Source organism: Streptomyces sp. NPDC037421 (assembly GCF_055602105.1).
In genome coordinates, this window is sequence record NZ_JBVJWV010000003.1 from 262,269 (window position 1) to 281,079 (window position 18,811).

An 18,811-nucleotide genomic window follows, 5' to 3' on the forward strand; every position below is an offset into this window, starting at 1 on the left:
GAGCTTGCCAGCCGGCTCACCTACCCCCCCAAGCAGGATGAAGTCGGGGGCCGTCGTTTGCGCTCGGGAGCAGCCGGGGGGGGGGGAGGGGGAGCGCCCCCCCCCCCCCCCCCCCCCCTCCGTACGGCTGCCCGGGCGGGACTCAGGTCCTGAGCAGCCGGTTGAAGAACGACCGGTAGTGCTGGAGCGCCATCCGCAGCTCCTCCGTGGGTACGCGGTCCCCGCGCTGCCACTGGCCCTCCAGGTCCTGCTTGTGCGCGGCGAAGGTCCCGGCGAGGTCCTGCATCACCTCGGCCACGAGGGCGTCCGCCGAGGTGACGGCGTCCTTGGGGTCGTCGACGAAGCGGCCCTGGATCTCGGACCATTGCGTGCGGTACCGCTCGGCGTCCCCGGCGGCGAGCAGCGGCTGCCCGTCGCCGGTCTCCGGCTCCGCGGACTCGGAAGGCTCCGCGGGCTCGGAGGGCTCGGAGGGCTCGGAGAATTCCTCCGGGGACTCCTGCGCGCGGGCCTCGTCGTCCGGGCCGGAGAGGGTTTCCCCGGCCTGGTCCCCGGACGCCTCGCCCGGGTAGACCGGCGCGCCGCGCCCGTCGGCGCCTTCCGGACGCGCCAGGTCCTCCGTGGTCAGGGGGGTGCGTCCGGCGTTGGTGTTCTCATCGTGCGTCTGCATGTCACCGGCTCCTCTGGTCCGTGAGCAGTTCCTCGAACAGAGCGCGGTAGTGCACCATCGCGCCGCGCAGCTCCTCCGTCGTGGCCCGGCCGTTCACGCTCCGTGCCCTGACGTCGTGCGCCGCGCGGTAGTGCTCCAGCGTGCGGCCGTGTTCGACCGACAGGTCGCGCACCGTCCCCCGGTACCCCTCGGTGGGGTAGCCGCGTTCCCGCATCAGCCGGGAGACGAGGTCGTCGGCCTCGTCGACGGCGCCCGCCGGGCGGTCCACGAAGTGCTCCTGCACGCCGGTCCACTCCTCGGTGTACTGGCGCCGCCGGTCGGCGGGCAGTTCCTTGATGTCGAGCTCGTCGTGGCGCGCCTCACGGGCGCGCAGCTCGCGCTCGGCGGCCAGCGTGCCGCCCTCGTCCTGGACCGTGCGCTCGTATTCCGGCCCGAAGCGGTCGCGCAGGTGGCGCCGCCGCGCCAGCAGCCACATGATGGCGGCGAGGGCGATCACCACGACCACCCCGACGGCGATGACGGCTATGAGTGTGCTTGTGGACATCCTGGGCCTCCGTCCCGGGGCCTTTCGCCTGTATGGTCGCGGCTGCCCACCCTCGTGCCGGACAAACCCGGCATGGAACGGCACCGGCCGCAGCGCACGGCCGGCGCCGCTCTCGCATGGGATGCTCGACGTATGGAGGGCGAGTCCGTGCTACCCGAAGCCGGTGACGGCGCGGCCCCCGAGGTGCTCGCGCTGGCGAAGGTCGTGGCCAGACTGCGTGCCGAGGTCGTGGACCTGGAGGGCACGGCCTCGATGACGGCCGTCCTCGAACGGGCCAAGGGCATGGTGATGGCCCAGGCCGGCGTCCCGGCGGACGCCGCCTACCAGCTGCTGGTCGACCGCGCCGCCCAGCACCGGCGCAGCGTCCTGGAGGAATGCTGGATCACCCTGGGCCGCACGGGCCGCGGCCCCGCCGCGCCGCCGCCGGCCGGGCCGGGCCGGGCGGATCCGCCCCCGGTGGCGCCGGGGGCGGACGTCTCGGCCTGCCGTACGGGCCGGTTCGTCATCGATGCGGGACGCCCCGCCGCGAACCGGCAGCTCCTCGCCCGCCTGGCCCGGGAGCTGGCCGGCGTCCGGACCCCCGAAGAGATCGCGGAGCTGCTGCGCTCGGAGCTCGGCGAGCCGGAGGAGGTGGACGCGGTGATGATCTACACCGTGGCCCCCGCCGGCAGCCTGGAGCTGGTGGGCCACGCCGGTGCCGGAGAGGCGACGGCCGAGCAGTGGAGCCACATCCCGCCGCTCAGCGGGGTCGCCGCGCTGGAGGCCGTCGCATCCGGGGAGGCCGTGTGGCTGGAGGACCCCGACCGGGACACCGAGCGGTACCTGCTGATCGGGGATCCTCCCGGGCGGTGGCCCTCGCGGGCCTGGCTCCCCGTGCCCGGCACCGGACCCGTGACGGCCGTCGTCGGGATCTTCCGCACCCTGCCGGGCCCCTTCGACGCCCGTACCCGGACCCTGTTGAGGAGGGCCGTCCGGCTCTGCGGCGGGCTCCTGCGCGAGGACCGGGGCCCGCACGGGCTCGACCCGCTGGACGAGGACGTGGCCGCCATCCAGTCGGTCCTGGACGCGATCTCCGGACCGGCGGTCCTGCTGACGCCGCTGCACTCCCCCTCGGGAGAGGTCGAGGACTACCGGATCGAGGCGGCGGCGCCCGAGTCGCTGGACGTGGCGGGGCGGCGCGGCAAGGAGCTCGTCGGGCGGCGGATCCTGGAGACCTATCCGACGGTGGCGGGCACCGCGTTGTGGGACGGCTACCTGGACACGCTGACCACGGGGGCGGTGTACGAGGGCGAGCCGTTCGTCTACGAGGAGGTCACCTCCGGGGTGCAGCAGCAGTCCGTGTACTCCGTGCGCGCGACCAGGCTGGGCCGGCGGCTGGTGGTGTCGTGGGTCCGGCACGACACGAGCGAGCGGGAGGCCCGCCGGCTGGCCGACATGCAACGGCTGGGGAACCTGGGCTGGGCGAGCTGGAACCTGGTGACGGACACCATCACCTGGTCCGACCAGGTCTACGCGATCTTCGACCGGGATCCGGAGCTGGGCCCGGTGCGGCTGGAGGAGCTGCCCGCGCACCTCTTGGCGGAAGACCTGCCGCGGCTGGCCGCGGCGGTGCGGCGGCTGCTGGCCGACGGCCGGGCGATCGACCAGGCGTTCCGGATCAACACCGGCCACGGCGTACGGCACCTGCGGATCGTGGCGGAGGGGCAGACGGACGCGGACGGCAGCCCGATCGAGGTGCACGGCTTCTTCCAGGACCTGACGGCGCAGCGGGCCACGGAACAGGCCCTGCTCGACAGCGAACGCGCCAACCTGGTCCAGCGCGGCATGCTGACGGCCGAACGGGCCCTCGCCGCCCGCCTCCAGGACACCCTGCTGCCCATCGCCCAGCAGTCGCTGGAGCTGGCCGGCCTGTGCGTGGACGTCGCCTACGTCGCGGCCGACAGCGGGATCAACGTCGGCGGCGACTGGTACTCGGCGATCGAACTCCCGGACAAGAGCGCCCTGTTCGTCGTCGGTGACGTCGCCGGACACGGCCTCGGCGCCGTGGGCACCATGGCCCAGCTGCGGTTCACCACCAAGGGCATGGCCGTCACCGGCTCTCCCCTCCCGGACGTCCTGCGCCTGCTGAACACCCTCCTCATGCACACGGCGGGGGACCCGTACGGGCCGACGGCCACCATGGTGATGGGCCGATACCAGCCCTGGGACCACCGGCTGACCTGGGTGCGGGCCGGACACCTGCCGCCCCTGCTGGTCCGGGGCGGCGAGGCCGGCTTCCTGCCGCAGCCCGAGGGCAGCCTGCTGGGGGCCGGGTTCGAGGCCGCGTACGGCCAGGACGTGATCGACCTGCTGCCGGGGGACCACCTCCTGCTCTACACGGACGGCCTGGTCGAGGAGCCCGGCGAGGACATCGAAGAGGGCCTCGACCGACTGGCCGGGACGGTCCTGCGGCTGCTCCGGGAGGGCCGCGGCGAGACCCTCGCCCGCTCCCTCGCGGCACTGCGGCCGGGGAACCGCGACGACATCTGCGTCCTCGACATCAGTGTCCCGGACCCGTCCTGACCCGCCCCGCGGGGCCGCCGGCCTATCGGGCTGCGGGGCGGCCGGGCGCCCCCGAGGGCTGTCCCCAAGGACGCTCCTCCGGGTACGCGCCGCTGCCCGGCCCGAGCCGCCGCCGGGGGCGCACCCCCGATGATCATGAAAGCCGGGTGATGGGGGAGAATTCCCTGCACCGCACATGACCACCGAAGAAGGACAGGAGCACGCCCGTTGAACGAGGAGAGGCGCCAACAGGCCCGGCAGTTCCTCCAGCCGGGGGAGCACCTCATAGCCGCCTGTTCCCACGGACTCGGGCCGGGGGTGCCCACCCCTCCCGAGTCGATGCTCGCGCCCCCGGACCCCTCCGACCTCCAGCGGAGGATCGAGGCCCGGCTGCCCCGCCAGCTGCGCCAGATCGCCAAGTCCCGCGTGCTCGACCCGCGGCGGTCTCGGCCGGCCGCCGTGGCGGACGCGATCGACCGCATGCCCGACGCGCTGGACGAGCTCGGCACGCGCCTGATGCACGGCAAGAACATGGAAGGCGGCTGGCAGAGCGCGGCCGGACACTTCGTCATCAGCCGCGCCAACGTACGCCGTTCCAACGCCTGCGTACTGGTCCTCACCGACCGGCGCTGGTTCGGGCTCAGCGACGTCTCGCCGCTGTGGCAGTCGGCGCCGCTGATGAAGCACTACTGGGAGGTGCCCCGCTCGGCGGTGGCCGCCGTACGGGCCAACCCGACGGGCGTCCTGCAGAAGGGGCGGATGGACATCGAGTTCACCGACGGCTCCTGGGTGGCCCTCCTCGCCACGGCGCCGGCGCACGCCACCCCCTTCGCCGCCGCCTCCGCCCGCTACCGCTGAACCAGCCTACGGCGCAGGGCAGTTGTACTGCTTGTCCAGCGGTACGGTGACGCAGTACACGCCCTGGCCGCCGGTCTCCTGGACGACCGCGTCGGGGACGGTGAACACGGCCGTCCTCGACCGGGGCATCACCACGGTGCCGATCTGGCGGACCAGGGAGGCGTTCTGCGAGGAAGGGTCGACGGTGTACAGGCCCACGGGCAGCCGCATGCCGGGCTGGAAGCCGTGGACGAGGATGCGGTGGCTTCCCTGGTCCACCGTCAGGCGATCGGGCCGGTCCGGAAGTTCGACCGGGTGGACGTGCCGGGCGGACAGCGCGCCCTGGGTCGCCTGGACCGTGAGCTCGCCCGAAGCGGCGAGGTCCTCGCGGGCCGTCTCGGGCGGCACGAACCACCACTTCTCGCTCTGCAGCACACCGTTGCCCAGGTCGTGCACCGTGAGCTCGCGGTCGTCGAACAGCGAGCCGGACGGTTCGAGCGCGGTGGAGGTGAGTCCGGGGGAGCCGGGCCGCGCCGTGGTCGAGTACTGCTTGCCGCCGGCCGTGACGGTCACCTCGACCGGCTCGCCGGGCGCGAAACCGCTCAGGCACAGCGCCACCTCGTCCGGCGTGAGCACCCGGTCCCGGCCGGCGATGTTCCCGATCCACACCGCGGGCGCCTGGCCGGCCCCCGGGATCCGTCCCAGATCGGCGGCGCAGTCCGGGACGGCTCCGTCACCGGCCGCGAGGACCGTGATCTGCTGCGCCAGCAGCACGTCCGTGGCCGGGTCGGTGGGCCTGGGCCCGGCCGTCGAGGGGACCGGCGCGGCGGTGGTCGGGCCGGCGGTGGTCGGGCCGGCGGTGGTCGGGTCGGAGGCCCGGCTGGTGGTGACCCGGGGAGCGGGCACGTCGGTGGCACCGTCCGAGGTGCCGGAGGGCGAGGTCGAGCCGCAGCCGGCGAGCAGCCAGCCCAGCACGACGACGCCCGGGAGCAGCATGCGTGGCCTCACGTGGTTCACGTTCCTTTCGACGGCCGGCCGCTGGGCGCGGCCCCGGAGCACGGCGCCCCGGCGGCCGCGGCCCCTTGCCGGAGGGCGTTGACTGCTTCCTCGTACCGCTGAGCGGTGATCTCCCCCTTGGCCCGGGCGTCGCCGAGCTGGCCGAGCGCGTCCCGCAGGTCCGCGCAGCCCGCCGTCAGCTCGCCGAGCTGGAACTCCCAGCCGGCCGCGATCGCCTGCCACAGTCCGCGCCGGGCGAAGCCGCGCTCCTTGGCGACCGCCTCCTTCATGGTGGCCACGGCACCCGCCAGGTCCCCGCGCCCGTAGGAGTACGTCGCCGCGATGGAGGTGGCCAGCAGCCGCAGCTCCCCGACCGCGTCACCGCCCCCCTCGGCGGAGCGGACGCGTTCCAGGGCCCGCCCGATCGTCCCGTCGTCCCCGACGAGCCCCGCCGTCAGCCGGCACTGCTCCACCTGGGCCAGGTTCACCGACGCCCGCAGCCGGCCGGTCTCGGAGAAGGCCCCGTCGTCCGCCAGCGCGCGCAGCTCGGCGGAGGCGGCGGCCAGCGCCCCGGCGTCCACCGTGCCCGGGCGGCAGCTCGGCTTCGGCCCTAGTGCCAGCTGGTACCGCGTACCCGCGAGGCTGAGCCGGGCGCGCAGGCCGATCGGGCCGTCCGGGGCGATGGCCCGGTAGTCGGCGCGGGCCGCCTCGAAGTACGGTGCGCGCCCGGCCGCCGGGAGCCCGGAGGCGATCTGCTCCAGGGAGTGTCCGCGGAAGAGGCGCACCAGGTCGGCCGTCACGAACTCCGAGCCGTCGTCGCGTTCGCCGCCCGCGGCCGGCGGCAGCAGCCGGTCCAGCTCGCGCTTGGCGTCGGCGACCCGGCCGGCCCGCCAGAGGTCGAGGGCATGCGTGAAGCCGGCCAGTCCGTGCGTACGGCGCGCCAGTTCGGCGATCACGTGCCTGCGGCCCGCGTCGGAGCCCCAGTCCTGGTCGAGCCGGATCGGGCCGCTCAGGTACCACCCGGCGAGTTCGGGCGCGTCCAGCACCTGCGCGGCCCGTACGTACACGGCGGGCCGCAGCCCGATCTGCCCGCCGGAGTCGGTGCTGACCAGGCCTGCGACGACGATCCCGGCGTTGGTCTCGTCGACGAAGCGGGCCGTCCAGTCGTCCAGCTTCCGGCGGTCCCGCCCGGTGCCCGCGAGCACCCCCAGCGGAGGCGCGGTGATCCGGGCGTAGTCGCGCGCCGTGCTGCCCTCGGGCAGCCGGTCCTGCGACAGGGCGGCGGTGAAGGCCTCCGACACGTCGTCCAGCACCCGCTGGTCCTGGCCCGGGCCGACTCCCTGGAAGCCGACCACGGCCACGTCCTGGGTCCCCGGCAGCCGGGCCAGCACCGGCCGCGCCGGGCCGGGCCGGAAGACGACCACCAGCGCGGTGCAGGCGAGCAGGAAGACGGCCAGGCCCGCGACGGACAGCCGGCGCGCGCGGCGCGACATCCCGGGCCGGTCCTTGAACGCCTTCCTGACGGCGACGACCCCGCCGACCAGCACCGCGAACAGGACGAGAACGGCCGCCACGGGGCTGGACTTGACCCCGAGCAGCTGGAGCAGCGGACCCAGCAGCGCCGAGAGCAGCGTGGTGGCGAGGGCGAGCAGGGCCAGCCCCCACGGCGGATTGCCGGAGCCGCCGTCCGCGGGCCCGGGGGACCGGGGCGCACGGTCGGCGGGGTTCTTGTCCGGGGCGTCCGGCCCAGGGCCGTCCAGAACGGCCTCCCTTCGCCACACGGTCGCGGTGCGCGGTGCGCGCACGGGCCCGCACCCCACCATCGGGGCACCGCGTACGCGTCCCCGGTCGGCGCGCCCCGCCGGGCCGCGCACTCCCCACGTTCGGGCGAGCGGGCCGGCGCATCCGCCCGCGCAGGGCCCCGCGCGGAATCGGTGGGATAATCCTCTGGGGGGACAGGTGCGGCGCACCCGGTACGCGAAGCTCGGGCGACTCGAAGGAGGAGCGTCGTGGTGAGCACCCCCGCCGCTCGCATCGAGGACCTGCTGGAAGGCGTGACGACGCCCGCCAACCGGCGGCCCGCCCGCAATCCCGCCCAGGCCCCGGCTCCCGCTCCACAGCCCCGCGCCGATGGTCCAATCGTCAACATCACCGTGGTCTGGGGCGACCTCGTGGAGGTCGCCGCCGATCTGCACGTCACCGGGCACTACCAGTCCGTGGTGCCCTCCGCGGCGGAACTCACCCTGGACCGTGCCATATCCGACGGACCCCGCCCGCTGATCACGGAGCACACCCGGCTCGGCTGGATCGATGCCCAGCTCGGCGAGGTCACCTACTTCCCGTGCAAGGAGGGCCCGATCCGGGTGGCCGCCGTCGTCGGCATGGGCCCGATGGGCACGCTCAACGAACACCGGGCCATGCAGATGTACACCTCCCTGCTGGGCGAAGCCATCGGCATCGGCCACGTGGAGACCATGGCGACCGTCCTCATCGGCGCGGGCGTGGGCAACCTCACCGTCAACGGAGCGGCCCGGGCCCTCGTCCGGGGCTTCGCCGCCGCCCTCGCGGCCGTAGTGCCAACGACGGCGCCCGTGCCCCGGCTCACCGAGGTACTCGTCGTGGAGGTCGACCGGCTGCGCGCCGAACAGCTCCTGCTCGCGCTGACCAACGCCGCCGCGAACCTGACGCAGTCGCAGTCGCAGTCGCAGTCGCAGTCGCAGTCGCAGTTGCGGATCGGTGCGGACCTGCGAGAAGAGAGAGGCGGCCGGCTGTTCGCGCCCTCGGCCGCCGTCTACGCCCTGAAGGCCCTGTCCGGACTCGCCCGCCCGGCGGACCCGGCCCCCGACGGCGGCGACGGCCCGCAGGGCGGCCCGGAGGCGGCCGCCCGGGAAGAGGCCCTGCGCACCGTGCTGGCCGGCTTCGATCCCGGCATCCGCGAGCAGGTCCACGAGCAGCTGACCCGTCTCGCCGACGTGGAACGCACCGACCTGACCCTGAAGTTCAGCGGCCCGGCGGAGCCCCAGGACGGCTCCCTGCCCTTGCGGATGTCCGTCCAGTCGCGCGTCGGCGGCCTCAGCTGGGCAGCGCTCACGGGGCGGGCGACCGTACCGGAACGGGTCGTCCCGGTGGACACGGACCTGCTGCGCGAGCTCGTGAACCGGCTGATGGAACCGACCGTGGACGACGCACACGGGCTGTCCGGCCTCCTTTCCCGCTTCGTGCCGGGAGAGTTCCAGCGGCTGATCTCCGACGACGCCACCGTGCTGCTCGAACTGGACCGGGACACGGCCTCCGTACCCTGGGAGTTCCTCACCGAGGGCCCGTCGACCGGCGACGGCCGGAGCGATCCCCTGGCGATCCGCACCCAGCTGTCCCGGCAACTGAGGACCCCCTACTCGCGCGTGATGACCGAGGGAGCGGCCGTCGGACCGCTGCACGCCCTGGTGATCGGCGACCCCGGCGACCCGGAGAAGGGCTTCCAGCTGCCGGGCGCCCGCGAGGAGGCCCTCGCCGTGGCCACCCAGCTCAGGGCCCTGGGGGTCGTCGTCAGCCTCTTCGTCGGCGCACCGAACTCCACCCGGCAGCCGGGCGTGGAGCCCGCGAGGCGGCTGGACGTCTGGCGGTCCCTGCTGTGCGGGCGCAACGACATCGTCCACTACTGCGGCCACAGCGCCTACGACCTCTCCGGCACGGGGCGGCGCTCGGGCTGGGTCTTCGCCGACGGCCTGCTGACCGCGCAGGAACTGGCCCTCCTGGAGCGGCCTCCGCTGATCGTCGTGGCCAACGCCTGCTACACGGCCCGGCTCGGCGCCGCCGAAGCGCCCGGTACGGCCGACCAGAGTCCCTGGGGGAACCCGCAGGCCGCGCTCGTACCCAGCCTCGCCGACGAGTTCCTGCGCATCGGCGTCGGCCACTACATCGGGGCGGCCTGGCGGATCCCCGACGAGCAGGGCGTCTCCTTCGCCAAGGAGTTCTACCGGCACCTGTTCACGATCGGCCCCGCCGAGGACCCCCAGACGGTGGGGGCCGCCGTCCGCTCCGCGCGCAAGAAGCTCTACGAGGGGCGCGGCGAGAACGAGTGGCAGGACGGCGGGCAGGACCGGCAGCGGTGGAGCTCCTGGGCCGCCTACCAGCACTACGGGAACGCATCCGACCCCTTCGTCCCACCCGAGATCCCGTCCGAACCGCAAAAGGGCTAGGAGGCCAGCTCATGGGCAAGATCCCGATGCCCGACGTCGTCGTACTGCTCCCCGGCATCACCGGCAGCGTGCTGGCGCGGAACGGGAAGGACGTGTGGGCCCCCTCGGCCTCGGCGGTCATGGGCGCCCTGATGAGCCTGGGCCGCTCCCTGGAGGAGCTGGAGCTGCGCGACGGCCAGGACGACTGGAACGAGGACGACCTCGATGACGGAATCGTCGCCACGCGGCTGGTGCCCGACCTCCACACCCTGCCCGGCCTGTGGAAGATCGACGGCTACACGGCGACCGAGAAGTTCCTGCTGGACAGGTTCGAACTGACACCGGGCGAGAACTACTTCCCCTTCCCGTACGACTGGCGGCGCGACAACCGGGCCGCCGCCCGGCAGCTGGCCGAGCGGAGCGGGAGATGGCTGTCCGCCTGGCGCGAGAAGAGCGGCAACTCCGCGGCCCAGCTCGTGCTGGTCGGGCATTCGATGGGCGGCCTCGTGTCCCGCTACTTCGTCGAGGTGCTCGGAGGCTGGAAGGACACCCGGGCCGTCGTGACCTTCGGAACCCCGTACTACGGCTCCCTCAACGCCGTCGAGTTCCTCTGCAACGGCTTCCACAAGCGCATCGGCCCCTTCGAACACGACCTCACCCGGCTCCTGCGCTCCTTCACGGGCCTGCACCAGCTCGTCCCCGTCTACCGGTGCGTGTACGGGCCGGACGGCCAGGCGGCCATCCCCGCCAAGGCCGGGCTCCCCGGCTGGCAGCCGCAGTGGAGCAGCCACCTCACCGACTTCCACAAGGAGATGGAGGACGCGGCCGACGCCAACCGGAAGAACCCCGCGTGGGAGTCCAGCCAGGTCGTCTACTACCCGATCGTCGGCACGGACCAGCCCACCCGGCAGTCGGCCAGGATCATCGGGGACAAGGTCGAGACGCTGATGGTCCGCGGGGACGTGGACGAAGGCGGCGACGGCACGGTGCCCCAGCTCTCCGCCGCCCTTTCCGGCTGCGAGGAGGCCCGCACCTTCGTCCCGCAGAAGCACGGCAGCCTGCAGAACCACGAGGCCATGCTCAACCACATGAAGGGCATCCTCCAGTCCCTGCACGACATCCACATCGGAGACCTGCGCTCCATGGTGACCTGCTGGTTCAGCTACCTCGGCGACGACCTCTACCTCGACGGAGAACCGGTGGTCTGCGAGATCGGGGCCGACAGCTCACTGAGCGAGAGCGCACTGCCCGAGATCCCGGCCCTGCTCACGGTGACCAGCCGGACCACCGGCCTGCCGGTCGTCGACCGTGACGTCACGGTCCCGCGCGAACGGCAGCGGTTCGACCTCGGCGTCCTGCCCCCCGACACCTACGACCTGCTGATCAGCGCCAGCGCGGACACCTCACCGCTGTCCGACGTCTTCGTCGTCGCGCCCCCGGAGACGACCGTGGCAGAATGACGGAACGTGACCGAACCCCTCACCTCCGTCCTCATCGTCGACGCGGCGAACGTCGTGGGCTCCGTGCCCGACGGATGGTGGCGCGACCGCAAGGGCGCCGCCGAGCGGCTGCGCGACCGGCTCGCGGAACGGGACACCGGCGAGGAGGTCATCCTCGTCGTCGAGGGAGCGGCCCGCGGCATCGCGTCCGTACCCGGCGTCCGGGTCGACTCCGCGCCCGGCAGCGGCGACGACCGCATCGTGGAACTCGCCGCCGCCCACACCGGCCGTCCCTGCGTGGTGGTCACCGCCGACCGCGCGCTGCGCGAACGGGTGAAGGCCCACGGAGCCCAGTGCGCCGGCCCCCGCACGGTGCGACCGTCCTAAGGGCTGTCCCGTAATCCCCGGCGGGCGCACGACGCCGGCTACGGCACCTCGCCGCGTTGTCGGAACGCCCGAATACGCCCAGTACGGGGGCGCCCCTCCGCCTTGCGATGCACCGCATCCGACGCCGTGCGCTGATCCACCGGGGATTACGGGACAGCCCTTGGAGAGGTACACCTTCCGGCCACGCCCCGGGGCTTCGACGGGAAAATCCCCGACGGCGAACTAGGCTGGTGGGTTGTTCTCCGCCGGACCGGAACAACCCGGGCAGACCCGGGCTCCACCGGCACCCCGGACGTGTCCGGGAGCGAGACGCGAGGGCCTATGGCAGCCACACCCGAACGCGGTGAACTCACCCTGACGGCCGACGGGGCCCTGCCCGACGAGCCGGTGCCCGACGAAGGGGAGCCATCCGGGGAGCCCGGCAAGTCCGCCCGGTTCTCCGCCGGGCCCGCCGCCCCGGCCCGTACCCTCCTCGACGTCTTCGAGGCCACCGTACGGGCCCACCCCGACGAACCCGCCCTCGACGACGGCACCTCCCGGCTCACCTACCGGGCCCTGGCCGCCCGGGTCGAACGCCGCCGGCGCGCCCTCGCTGCCGCCGGAGTGGGACACGGCGACCGGGTCGGCGTACGCGTCCCCTCCGGCACCAACGAGCTGTACGTGGCCGTCCTCGCAGTCCTCGCCGCGGGCGCCGCCTACGTACCGGTCGACGCCGAGGACCCCGACGAGCGGGCCCGGCTGGTCTTCGGCGAAGCCGGCGTACGGGCGGTCCTGGGCCCCGGCCGGCGCATCGAACCCACCGCCCGCCCCGCCCCCGCGGGCGCCCCCGCGCCCGCCGCCCGGCCGGGCCCCGGGGACGACGCGTGGATCATCTTCACCTCCGGCTCCACCGGCCGGCCCAAGGGCGTCGCCGTGAGCCACCGCAGCGCCGCCGCCTTCGTCGACGCCGAGGCCGCCCTGTTCCTCGCCGACGAGCCGATCGGCCCCGGGGACCGGGTCATGGCCGGACTCTCCGTCGCCTTCGACGCCTCCTGCGAGGAGATGTGGCTCGCATGGCGCCACGGCGCCTGCCTCGTCCCCGTACCCCGCCACCGGGTCCGCAGCGGCGCGGACCTCGGCCCCTGGCTGGTGGAGCAGGAGATCACCGTGGTCTCCACCGTGCCCACCCTGGCCGCGCTCTGGGAGCCCGCCGCCCTCGACGAGGTCCGGCTGCTGATCTTCGGCGGCGAGGCCTGCCCGCCCGAACTGGCCGCGCGCCTGGTCACCGAGGGCCGCGAGGTCTGGAACACGTACGGCCCCACCGAGGCCACCGTCGTCGCCTGCGCCTGCCCGCTGACCGGCCGGGAGCCCATCAGGATCGGCCTCCCGCTCGCCGGGTGGGAACTGGCCGTGGTCGACGCGTGCGGCGAGCCCGTCCCCATGGGCGGCAGCGGCGAGCTCGTCATCGGCGGCGTCGGCCTCGCCCGCTACCTCGACCCCGCCAAGGACGCCGAGAAGTACGCCCCGCTGGAATCCCTCGGCTGGCCGCGCGCCTACCGCAGCGGCGACCTGGTCCGCGCCGAACCGGAGGGCCTGGTCTTCCTCGGCCGCGCCGACGAGCAGGTCAAACTCGGCGGCCGGCGGATCGAACTCGGCGAGGTCGACGCCGCGCTCCAGGCCCTGCCCGGCGTCGCCGGCGCGGCCGCCGCCGTACGCACCGCCCGCGGCGGCAACCAGCTGCTCGTCGGCTACCTCGTCACCCAGGACGGCTGGGACCGCAGCGCCGCCGTCGAACGGCTGCGCGCCGCGCTGCCCGCCGCCCTCGTGCCGCTGCTCGCGCAGGTCGACGCCCTGCCCACCCGCACCTCCGGCAAGGTCGACCGCGACGCACTGCCCTGGCCCCTGCCCGGCCTGGAGACCGCCGGACCCGCCGAGCCGCTCCACGGCACCGAGGCCTGGCTCGCCGAACAGTGGAGCGAGACCCTGGGCGTGCCCGTGAGCGGCGCCGGCGACGACTTCTTCGCCACCGGCGGCAACAGCCTCGCCGCCGCGCAGCTCACCACCCGGCTGCGCACCCGCTACCCCGGGGTGGCCGTCCTCGACGTCTACCAGAACCCGACGCTGCGGAAACTGGCCCGGCGGCTGGAGCGGTCCGTACGCGAAGAGGGGGCCGCCCGCACCGTCGCGCCGGTCCCGGCGCGCGCCAAGGCCGCCCAGTGCCTCCTGCTGCTGCCGCTGTTCACCCTCGTCGGCCTGCGCTGGACGGTCGCCCTGCTGGCCCTCGGCAACCTGCTGCACCGCCTCGGACCGTACCCGTGGGCGCCCACCGCGTCCTGGTGGTACGTCGCCGTCGGCGCGGCCGTGCTGTTCAGCCCGCCCGGCCGCCTCGCCATCGCCGCCGGAGGCGCCCGCCTGCTGCTGCGCGGGGTACCGGCCGGCCGCCACCCGCGCGGCGGCAGCGTGCACCTGCGGCTGTGGACGGCCGAACGGCTCGCCGAGTGCTCCGGTGCCACCTCCCTCACCGGCCCCTGGCTCCAGCGCTACGCCCGCGCCCTCGGCGCCCGCGTGGGCCCCGACGTGGACCTGCACTCCCTGCCCCCGGTCACCGGCATGCTCAGGCTCGGCCGCGGCTGCGCCGTGGAATCGGAGGTGGACCTCAGCGGCCACTGGCTGGACGGCGACCGCCTGGAGATCGGCCCGGTCCGGATCGGCGCGGGCGCCGTCGTCGGCACCCGCAGCATGCTCTTCCCCGGCGCGCGCGTCGGCAAGCGGGCCGAGGTGGCACCGGGCTCCGCCGTGGCCGGACAGGTCCCGACCGGCCAGCGCTGGGGCGGCGCCCCCGCCGTCAGGCTCGGCCGGGCCAAGCACAACTGGCCCGGGGAACGCCCGCCGCGAGCCCTCCACTGGCGGGCCATGTACGGGGCCACCGGCTTCTGCCTCACGGCCCTGCCGCTGCTCGCCGCCCTCCCCGCCCTGCTCGTCGCCGGCCGGTTCGTGCCCGCCGGAGCCGGACCCGCCGAGGCCCTGCGCGGGGCGCTGCTCGCCGTCGTGCCCGGCGCGCTCGCCTTCGCCCTGGCGTACGCGCTGCTCGTACTGGCCGCCGTACGCCTGCTCAGCCTCGGGCTGCGCACCGGCAACCATCCCACCCACAGCCGCGTCGGCTGGCAGGCCTGGGCCGTCGTCCAGCTGATGGACCTGGCCCGGGGCACCCTCTTCCCGCTGTACGCCGGCCTGGTCACCCCGGTGTGGCTGAGGCTGCTCGGCATGCGCGTCGGACGGGGCGCCGAGGTGTCCACCGTGCTCGCCCTCCCGAGCCTGACCACCGTGGGCGACGGGGCGTTCCTCGCCGACGACACCCTGACCGCCCCCTGCGAACGAGGCGGCGGCTGGATGCGGATCGGCCGCTCCGAGATCGGCCGCCGGGCCTTCCTCGGCAACTCCGGGATGACCGCGCCCGGCCGCAGCGTGCCGGACGGCGGGCTGGTCGGCGTACTGTCCGCCACCCCGAAGAAGGCCAAGAAGGGCAGCTCGTACCTGGGCCTGCCGCCGGTGCGGCTGCCCCGGTCCGCCGCGGCCGCCGACGGCAGCCGCACGTACGACCCGCCCGCCCGGCTGCTGTGGGCGCGCGGCCTGGTCGAGGCGTGCCGGCTCCTGCCCGTCTTCTGCTCCGCCGCCCTGGCCGTCCTCACCCTGGCCGCGCTGTGCGCACTGGGCGCGAGGGACGCGCTGGGGGTCCCGGGCGCCGCCCTGCTGTCCGGAGCGGTCCTGCTCACCGCGGGCGCGGCCGCCTGCGCCGTCACCGTGGCGGCCAAGTGGCTGCTGGTCGGCCGGCACCGGCGGGCGGAACACCCGCTGTGGAGCGGCTTCGTCTGGCGCAACGAACTGGCCGACACCTTCGTGGAGGTCCTGGCCGTGCCCTGGCTCGCCGGATCCGTCCCCGGAACCCCGCTGCTGGTCCTGTGGCTGCGCGGGCTCGGGGCCCGCATCGGCCGGGGCGTGTGGTGCGAGAGCTACTGGCTGCCCGAGACGGACCTGGTGACCCTCGGCGACGCGGTCAGCGTCAACCGGGGCTGCGTGTTGCAGACGCACCTCTTCCACGACCGGATCTTGCGGACGGATACTGTGGTCCTCCGCGAGGGCGCCACCCTGGGCCCGGGCGGAATCGTCCTGCCCGGGAGCACGGTCGGGGCACGCAGCACCCTGGGTCCCGCCTCCCTCGTGATGGCCGGGGAGTCCGTCCCCGCCGACACCCGCTGGCTGGGCAATCCGATCGAGGCGTGGCGGTAGCGGGGAGCGGAACCGGCGATGAGTGGCCAGAGCGCGGCGGCGGACCCGTACTTCCCGGACAACGGCGACCCCCGGTACCGGGTGCACCGCTACGAACTCGCGCTGGAATACCGGCCCGGCCCCAACCGGCTGGCCGGCACCGCCCGGCTCAGCGCCATCGCCGGGCCGGCCCCGCTGGCCGAGTTCCACCTCAACCTGGCGGCCTTCCGGATCGGCCGGGTCCTGGTGGACGGCCGCGCCCCGCACTACACCCACCGGGCCGGCCGGCTCCGCATCCGGCCGGCCAAGGCCCTGCACCCCGGTGCCGCCTTCACCGTCGAGGTGCACTGGGCGGGCAACCCCAGACCGGTGCGCAGCCCCTGGGGCGGCCTCGGCTGGGAGGAGCTGACCGACGGGGCGCTGGTGGCCAGCCAGCCCGTCGGCGCGCCCTCCTGGTACCCGTGCAACGACCGGCCCGCGGACAAGGCCGCCTACCACATCTCCCTGAACACCCCGTCCGCCTACACCGTGGCCGCCGTCGGCCGCCTGCTCACCCGGACCACCAGGGCCAGCACCACCACCTGGGTGTACGAGCAGTCCGCGCCCACCCCCAGCTACCTGGTCGGCCTGGCCATCGGCCAGTACCAGACGGTGCTGCTCGGCGACCCGGGCCCCGTCGGGGTGCCGCAGACCGCCCACGTGCCCGCCCACGTGCTGCCGCGCTTCTCCCGGGACTTCGCCCGGCAGCCCGCCATGATGCGGCTCTTCGAGGAGCTCTTCGGCCCCTATCCCTTCGGCGAGTACGCGGTGGTCGTGGCCGACGAGGAGCTGGACGTCCCCGTGGAGGCCCAGGGGCTGTCCCTGTTCGGCACGAACCACGTGGACGGCGCGCGCGGCTCCGAGCGGCTCGTCGCCCACGAGCTGGCCCACCAGTGGTTCGGCAACAGCGTGGGCATCGCCGACTGGCGCCACATCTGGCTCAACGAGGGCTTCGCCAAGTACGCCGAATGGCTCTGGTCGGAGCGCTCCGGAGGCCGTACCGCGCACGACCACGCGGCCGCCGCGCACCGGCTGCTGGCCTCGCTGCCGCAGGACCTGCGGCTGGCCGACCCGGGCCGCAGGCTGATGTTCGACGACCGCCTCTACCAGCGGGGCGGCCTCGCCGTCCACGCCGTCCGCTGCGCCCTGGGCGACGGGGCGTTCTTCCGCATGGTCCGCGACTGGGCGGCCCTGCACCGGCACGGGGTGGTGACCACGGCCGCCTTCACCGCCCACGCGGCGGGATATGCCGCCGGGCCGCTGGACGGCCTGTTCGCGGCCTGGCTGCACGGGCCGGCCCTGCCCCCGCTGCCCCCGGCGCCCGGCGCGGGCCCCGCAGCCTGACCGGACTGCGCGGAGCCCGGCCGGGCGGGTGCGTCACTGCCCGGCGCGGCCGCTCACCAGGGGCCACTCGCGGTGCAGGGCGCCCAGCGGGACGCGCCGCTCGACGACCGGCGTGCCGAACACGGACAGCTGGAGCTGGAGCTGCCCGCTCAGGTCGAAGCCGCCGTACAGCGCCCAGGAGCCGTTGGCCGAGGTCTTCCCGTCGGTGGACGCGCTCGCCGAGGCGTCGGCCTCGCCGCGCAGGTAGGGGGCGAAGTCGGCGGTGACGCCGACGGCCCCGTACAGGCCCACGGAGGCCTCGGCGCCGAGGGCGCCCTTGACCCGGCCGGCGGCGCTGACGGCCGCCTTCACCGGGGTGCTGTGCACGGCCGAGGTGCTGACCGGGGTCCAGCCCTTGCCCGTCGCGTAGCTGCCGCCGACGCGGAAGTCGCCCTTGACGTCCTGCTGGACGTCGAGGGTGACCTTGCCGTCGGCCTCCACCTGTACGTAGCAGGTCAGTTCGAGGTTGACGACGACGGGGACCGGGCCGACCTGGAGGACGGGGTTGCTGCGCAGCTTGGCGAACGGGATCCGCTGGGGCGCGCCCGTGCTCGCGGCGGCGCGGCCCTTCAGCGCCCACTGGGAGGACCAGTCGCCGCTCATGCCGAGGAAGGCCGCGTCGGGGCCGTGGCCGCCGCCCTTGCTGCCGTCGTAGGAGAACTCGACCTGGGGGGCGAGCTGTACGAAGCCGGACACCGAGGCGCCGGCCGACGCGGGGGCGTCCTTGGCGGTGTCCACGGCGGCGTCCACGTCGAGCCGCAGGTTGCCCAGGGGCAGCTTGGCGCCCTGGGGCCCGGACTTGACGCCCTGGCCCTTGGCCCAGGAGAAGGTGACGCCCTTCATCAGGGGCTCGACGACCACCGAGGCCGGGTCGACGGGGACCTTGCCGTCGGCCTTGTCGTCGCCGAGCGCGGCGGCCAGCGTCGCCGGAGCGGTCTTCACCTCGGTGCCGCGGTCGGTCTTGCCGACGACCTCGGTGACCTTCGCGAGGAGGCCGTCCGGGGCGCCGGGCGCCGGGGCGCTGGCGATGACGTCGCCCACCGCGACGGGCTTGGCGGCCGCGGAGGAGGAGCCGGAGGACGGGCCGGCGGAGGGTGCGGCGGAGCGCTTCGGTGAGGCGCCGCCGCCCTGCGGGGCCGCGGATATGACGGCGCGTCCGCTGGCCTTGTCGTAGGAGGCGACCTTCAGCGGGGCCTTCTCGGGGCCCTGGCCGCCGCGCGTGCGGGCGATGGCCGAGGGGGCGCCCGCCCCTTGGGGAGCGGCGTCCACGTCGAGCCGCTGCGTGCCGTCGGAGGCGGAGGGGAGGGCCGCGGGGCTGCCCGGTCCGGCCGTGTTCACGGGGGCCGGGGAGGAGCAGCCGGCGGTGGTGAGCGCGAGGGCGGTCAGGCCGGGCAGCAGGAGGCGTCTGGCGAGCGTACGCACGTGGGTGTGACCTTCGAATTGGGGGGAAGTGCCGTTACTGGTAGGTAACGTGAAGGTTGATCATGCCACGCGCGCACGGCGCCGGTCATATCGGGTGACGGTCAACTCTCCTGTGGAGCAAGGTGGTTGAAGC

Annotated in this window: 12 protein-coding genes; 7 read left to right on the plus strand and 5 right to left on the minus strand. The window is 74.6% G+C overall.

Going from position 1 to position 18,811, the window contains the following annotated elements; translation table 11 throughout:
- Positions 1-142: 142 nt before the first annotated feature.
- Together ACZ7IF_RS06665 and ACZ7IF_RS06670 are read right to left on the minus strand one after the other, a co-directional pair.
- On the minus strand, positions 143-667 hold the full coding sequence (locus ACZ7IF_RS06665) for a hypothetical protein (RefSeq protein WP_470964093.1): 525 nt from the start codon (positions 665-667) through the stop codon (positions 143-145).
- 1 nt (position 668) lies between these two features.
- A complete protein-coding gene (locus ACZ7IF_RS06670) occupies positions 669-1,211 on the minus strand; it encodes a hypothetical protein (RefSeq protein ID WP_470964096.1) in 543 nt (180 codons plus the stop codon).
- A 132-nt stretch (positions 1,212-1,343) separates the two neighbouring features.
- Between ACZ7IF_RS06670 and ACZ7IF_RS06675 the strand changes: the two genes are divergently transcribed.
- Together ACZ7IF_RS06675 and ACZ7IF_RS06680 are read left to right on the plus strand one after the other, a co-directional pair.
- Entirely contained in the window at positions 1,344-3,773 is a 2,430-nt protein-coding gene (locus ACZ7IF_RS06675; protein ID WP_470964099.1) for a SpoIIE family protein phosphatase, read from the plus strand.
- A 207-nt stretch (positions 3,774-3,980) separates the two neighbouring features.
- Positions 3,981-4,610 carry a hypothetical protein gene (locus tag ACZ7IF_RS06680; RefSeq protein WP_470964101.1) on the plus strand — a complete coding sequence of 210 codons (630 nt, stop codon included), beginning with the start codon at positions 3,981-3,983 and terminating at the stop codon, positions 4,608-4,610.
- Between the two features lie 6 nt (positions 4,611-4,616).
- Here the strand turns inward: ACZ7IF_RS06680 and ACZ7IF_RS06685 are convergent, their stop codons facing one another.
- Positions 4,617-5,597 (minus strand): hypothetical protein, encoded by a 981-nt coding sequence (locus tag ACZ7IF_RS06685; protein ID WP_470964104.1) that lies wholly within the window; start codon positions 5,595-5,597, stop codon positions 4,617-4,619.
- Between the two features lie 5 nt (positions 5,598-5,602).
- Positions 5,603-7,390 carry a hypothetical protein gene (locus ACZ7IF_RS06690; RefSeq protein ID WP_470964107.1) on the minus strand — a complete coding sequence of 596 codons (1,788 nt, stop codon included), beginning with the start codon at positions 7,388-7,390 and terminating at the stop codon, positions 5,603-5,605.
- A gap of 204 nt (positions 7,391-7,594) precedes the next feature.
- Here ACZ7IF_RS06690 and ACZ7IF_RS06695 point away from each other — a divergent pair, with 204 nt between their 5' ends.
- From ACZ7IF_RS06695 to ACZ7IF_RS06715, 5 genes are all read left to right on the plus strand, one after another.
- Positions 7,595-9,784: a CHAT domain-containing protein gene (locus ACZ7IF_RS06695; protein ID WP_470964110.1), complete on the plus strand. Its 2,190-nt coding sequence runs from the start codon at positions 7,595-7,597 to the stop codon at positions 9,782-9,784.
- Between the two features lie 11 nt (positions 9,785-9,795).
- Entirely contained in the window at positions 9,796-11,223 is a 1,428-nt protein-coding gene (locus ACZ7IF_RS06700; protein ID WP_470964113.1) for an esterase/lipase family protein, read from the plus strand.
- A 6-nt stretch (positions 11,224-11,229) separates the two neighbouring features.
- Positions 11,230-11,589 (plus strand): PIN domain-containing protein, encoded by a 360-nt coding sequence (locus tag ACZ7IF_RS06705; RefSeq protein ID WP_470964116.1) that lies wholly within the window; start codon positions 11,230-11,232, stop codon positions 11,587-11,589.
- A gap of 321 nt (positions 11,590-11,910) precedes the next feature.
- The gene (locus ACZ7IF_RS06710; protein ID WP_470964119.1) at positions 11,911-15,855 is read left to right on the plus strand and encodes a Pls/PosA family non-ribosomal peptide synthetase; all 3,945 of its coding nucleotides are present in this window, start codon (positions 11,911-11,913) and stop codon (positions 15,853-15,855) included.
- 18 nt (positions 15,856-15,873) lie between these two features.
- Complete coding sequence (locus ACZ7IF_RS06715; protein WP_470964122.1) at positions 15,874-17,217, plus strand: M1 family metallopeptidase; 1,344 nt, start codon at positions 15,874-15,876, stop codon at positions 17,215-17,217.
- 33 nt (positions 17,218-17,250) lie between these two features.
- Here ACZ7IF_RS06715 and ACZ7IF_RS06720 read toward each other — a convergent pair whose 3' ends face one another.
- Positions 17,251-18,678 carry a hypothetical protein gene (locus ACZ7IF_RS06720; protein ID WP_470964125.1) on the minus strand — a complete coding sequence of 476 codons (1,428 nt, stop codon included), beginning with the start codon at positions 18,676-18,678 and terminating at the stop codon, positions 17,251-17,253.
- Positions 18,679-18,811: the final 133 nt, after the last annotated feature.

Coding starts and splice junctions, on each gene's coding strand:
- ACZ7IF_RS06665 (WP_470964093.1), bottom strand. CDS start 667: ATGCAGACGCACGATGAGAACACCAACGCCGGACGCACCCCCCTGACC.
- ACZ7IF_RS06670 (WP_470964096.1), bottom strand. CDS start 1,211: ATGTCCACAAGCACACTCATAGCCGTCATCGCCGTCGGGGTGGTCGTG.
- ACZ7IF_RS06675 (WP_470964099.1), top strand. CDS start 1,344: ATGGAGGGCGAGTCCGTGCTACCCGAAGCCGGTGACGGCGCGGCCCCC.
- ACZ7IF_RS06700 (WP_470964113.1), top strand. CDS start 9,796: ATGGGCAAGATCCCGATGCCCGACGTCGTCGTACTGCTCCCCGGCATC.
- ACZ7IF_RS06710 (WP_470964119.1), top strand. CDS start 11,911: ATGGCAGCCACACCCGAACGCGGTGAACTCACCCTGACGGCCGACGGG.
- ACZ7IF_RS06715 (WP_470964122.1), top strand. CDS start 15,874: ATGAGTGGCCAGAGCGCGGCGGCGGACCCGTACTTCCCGGACAACGGC.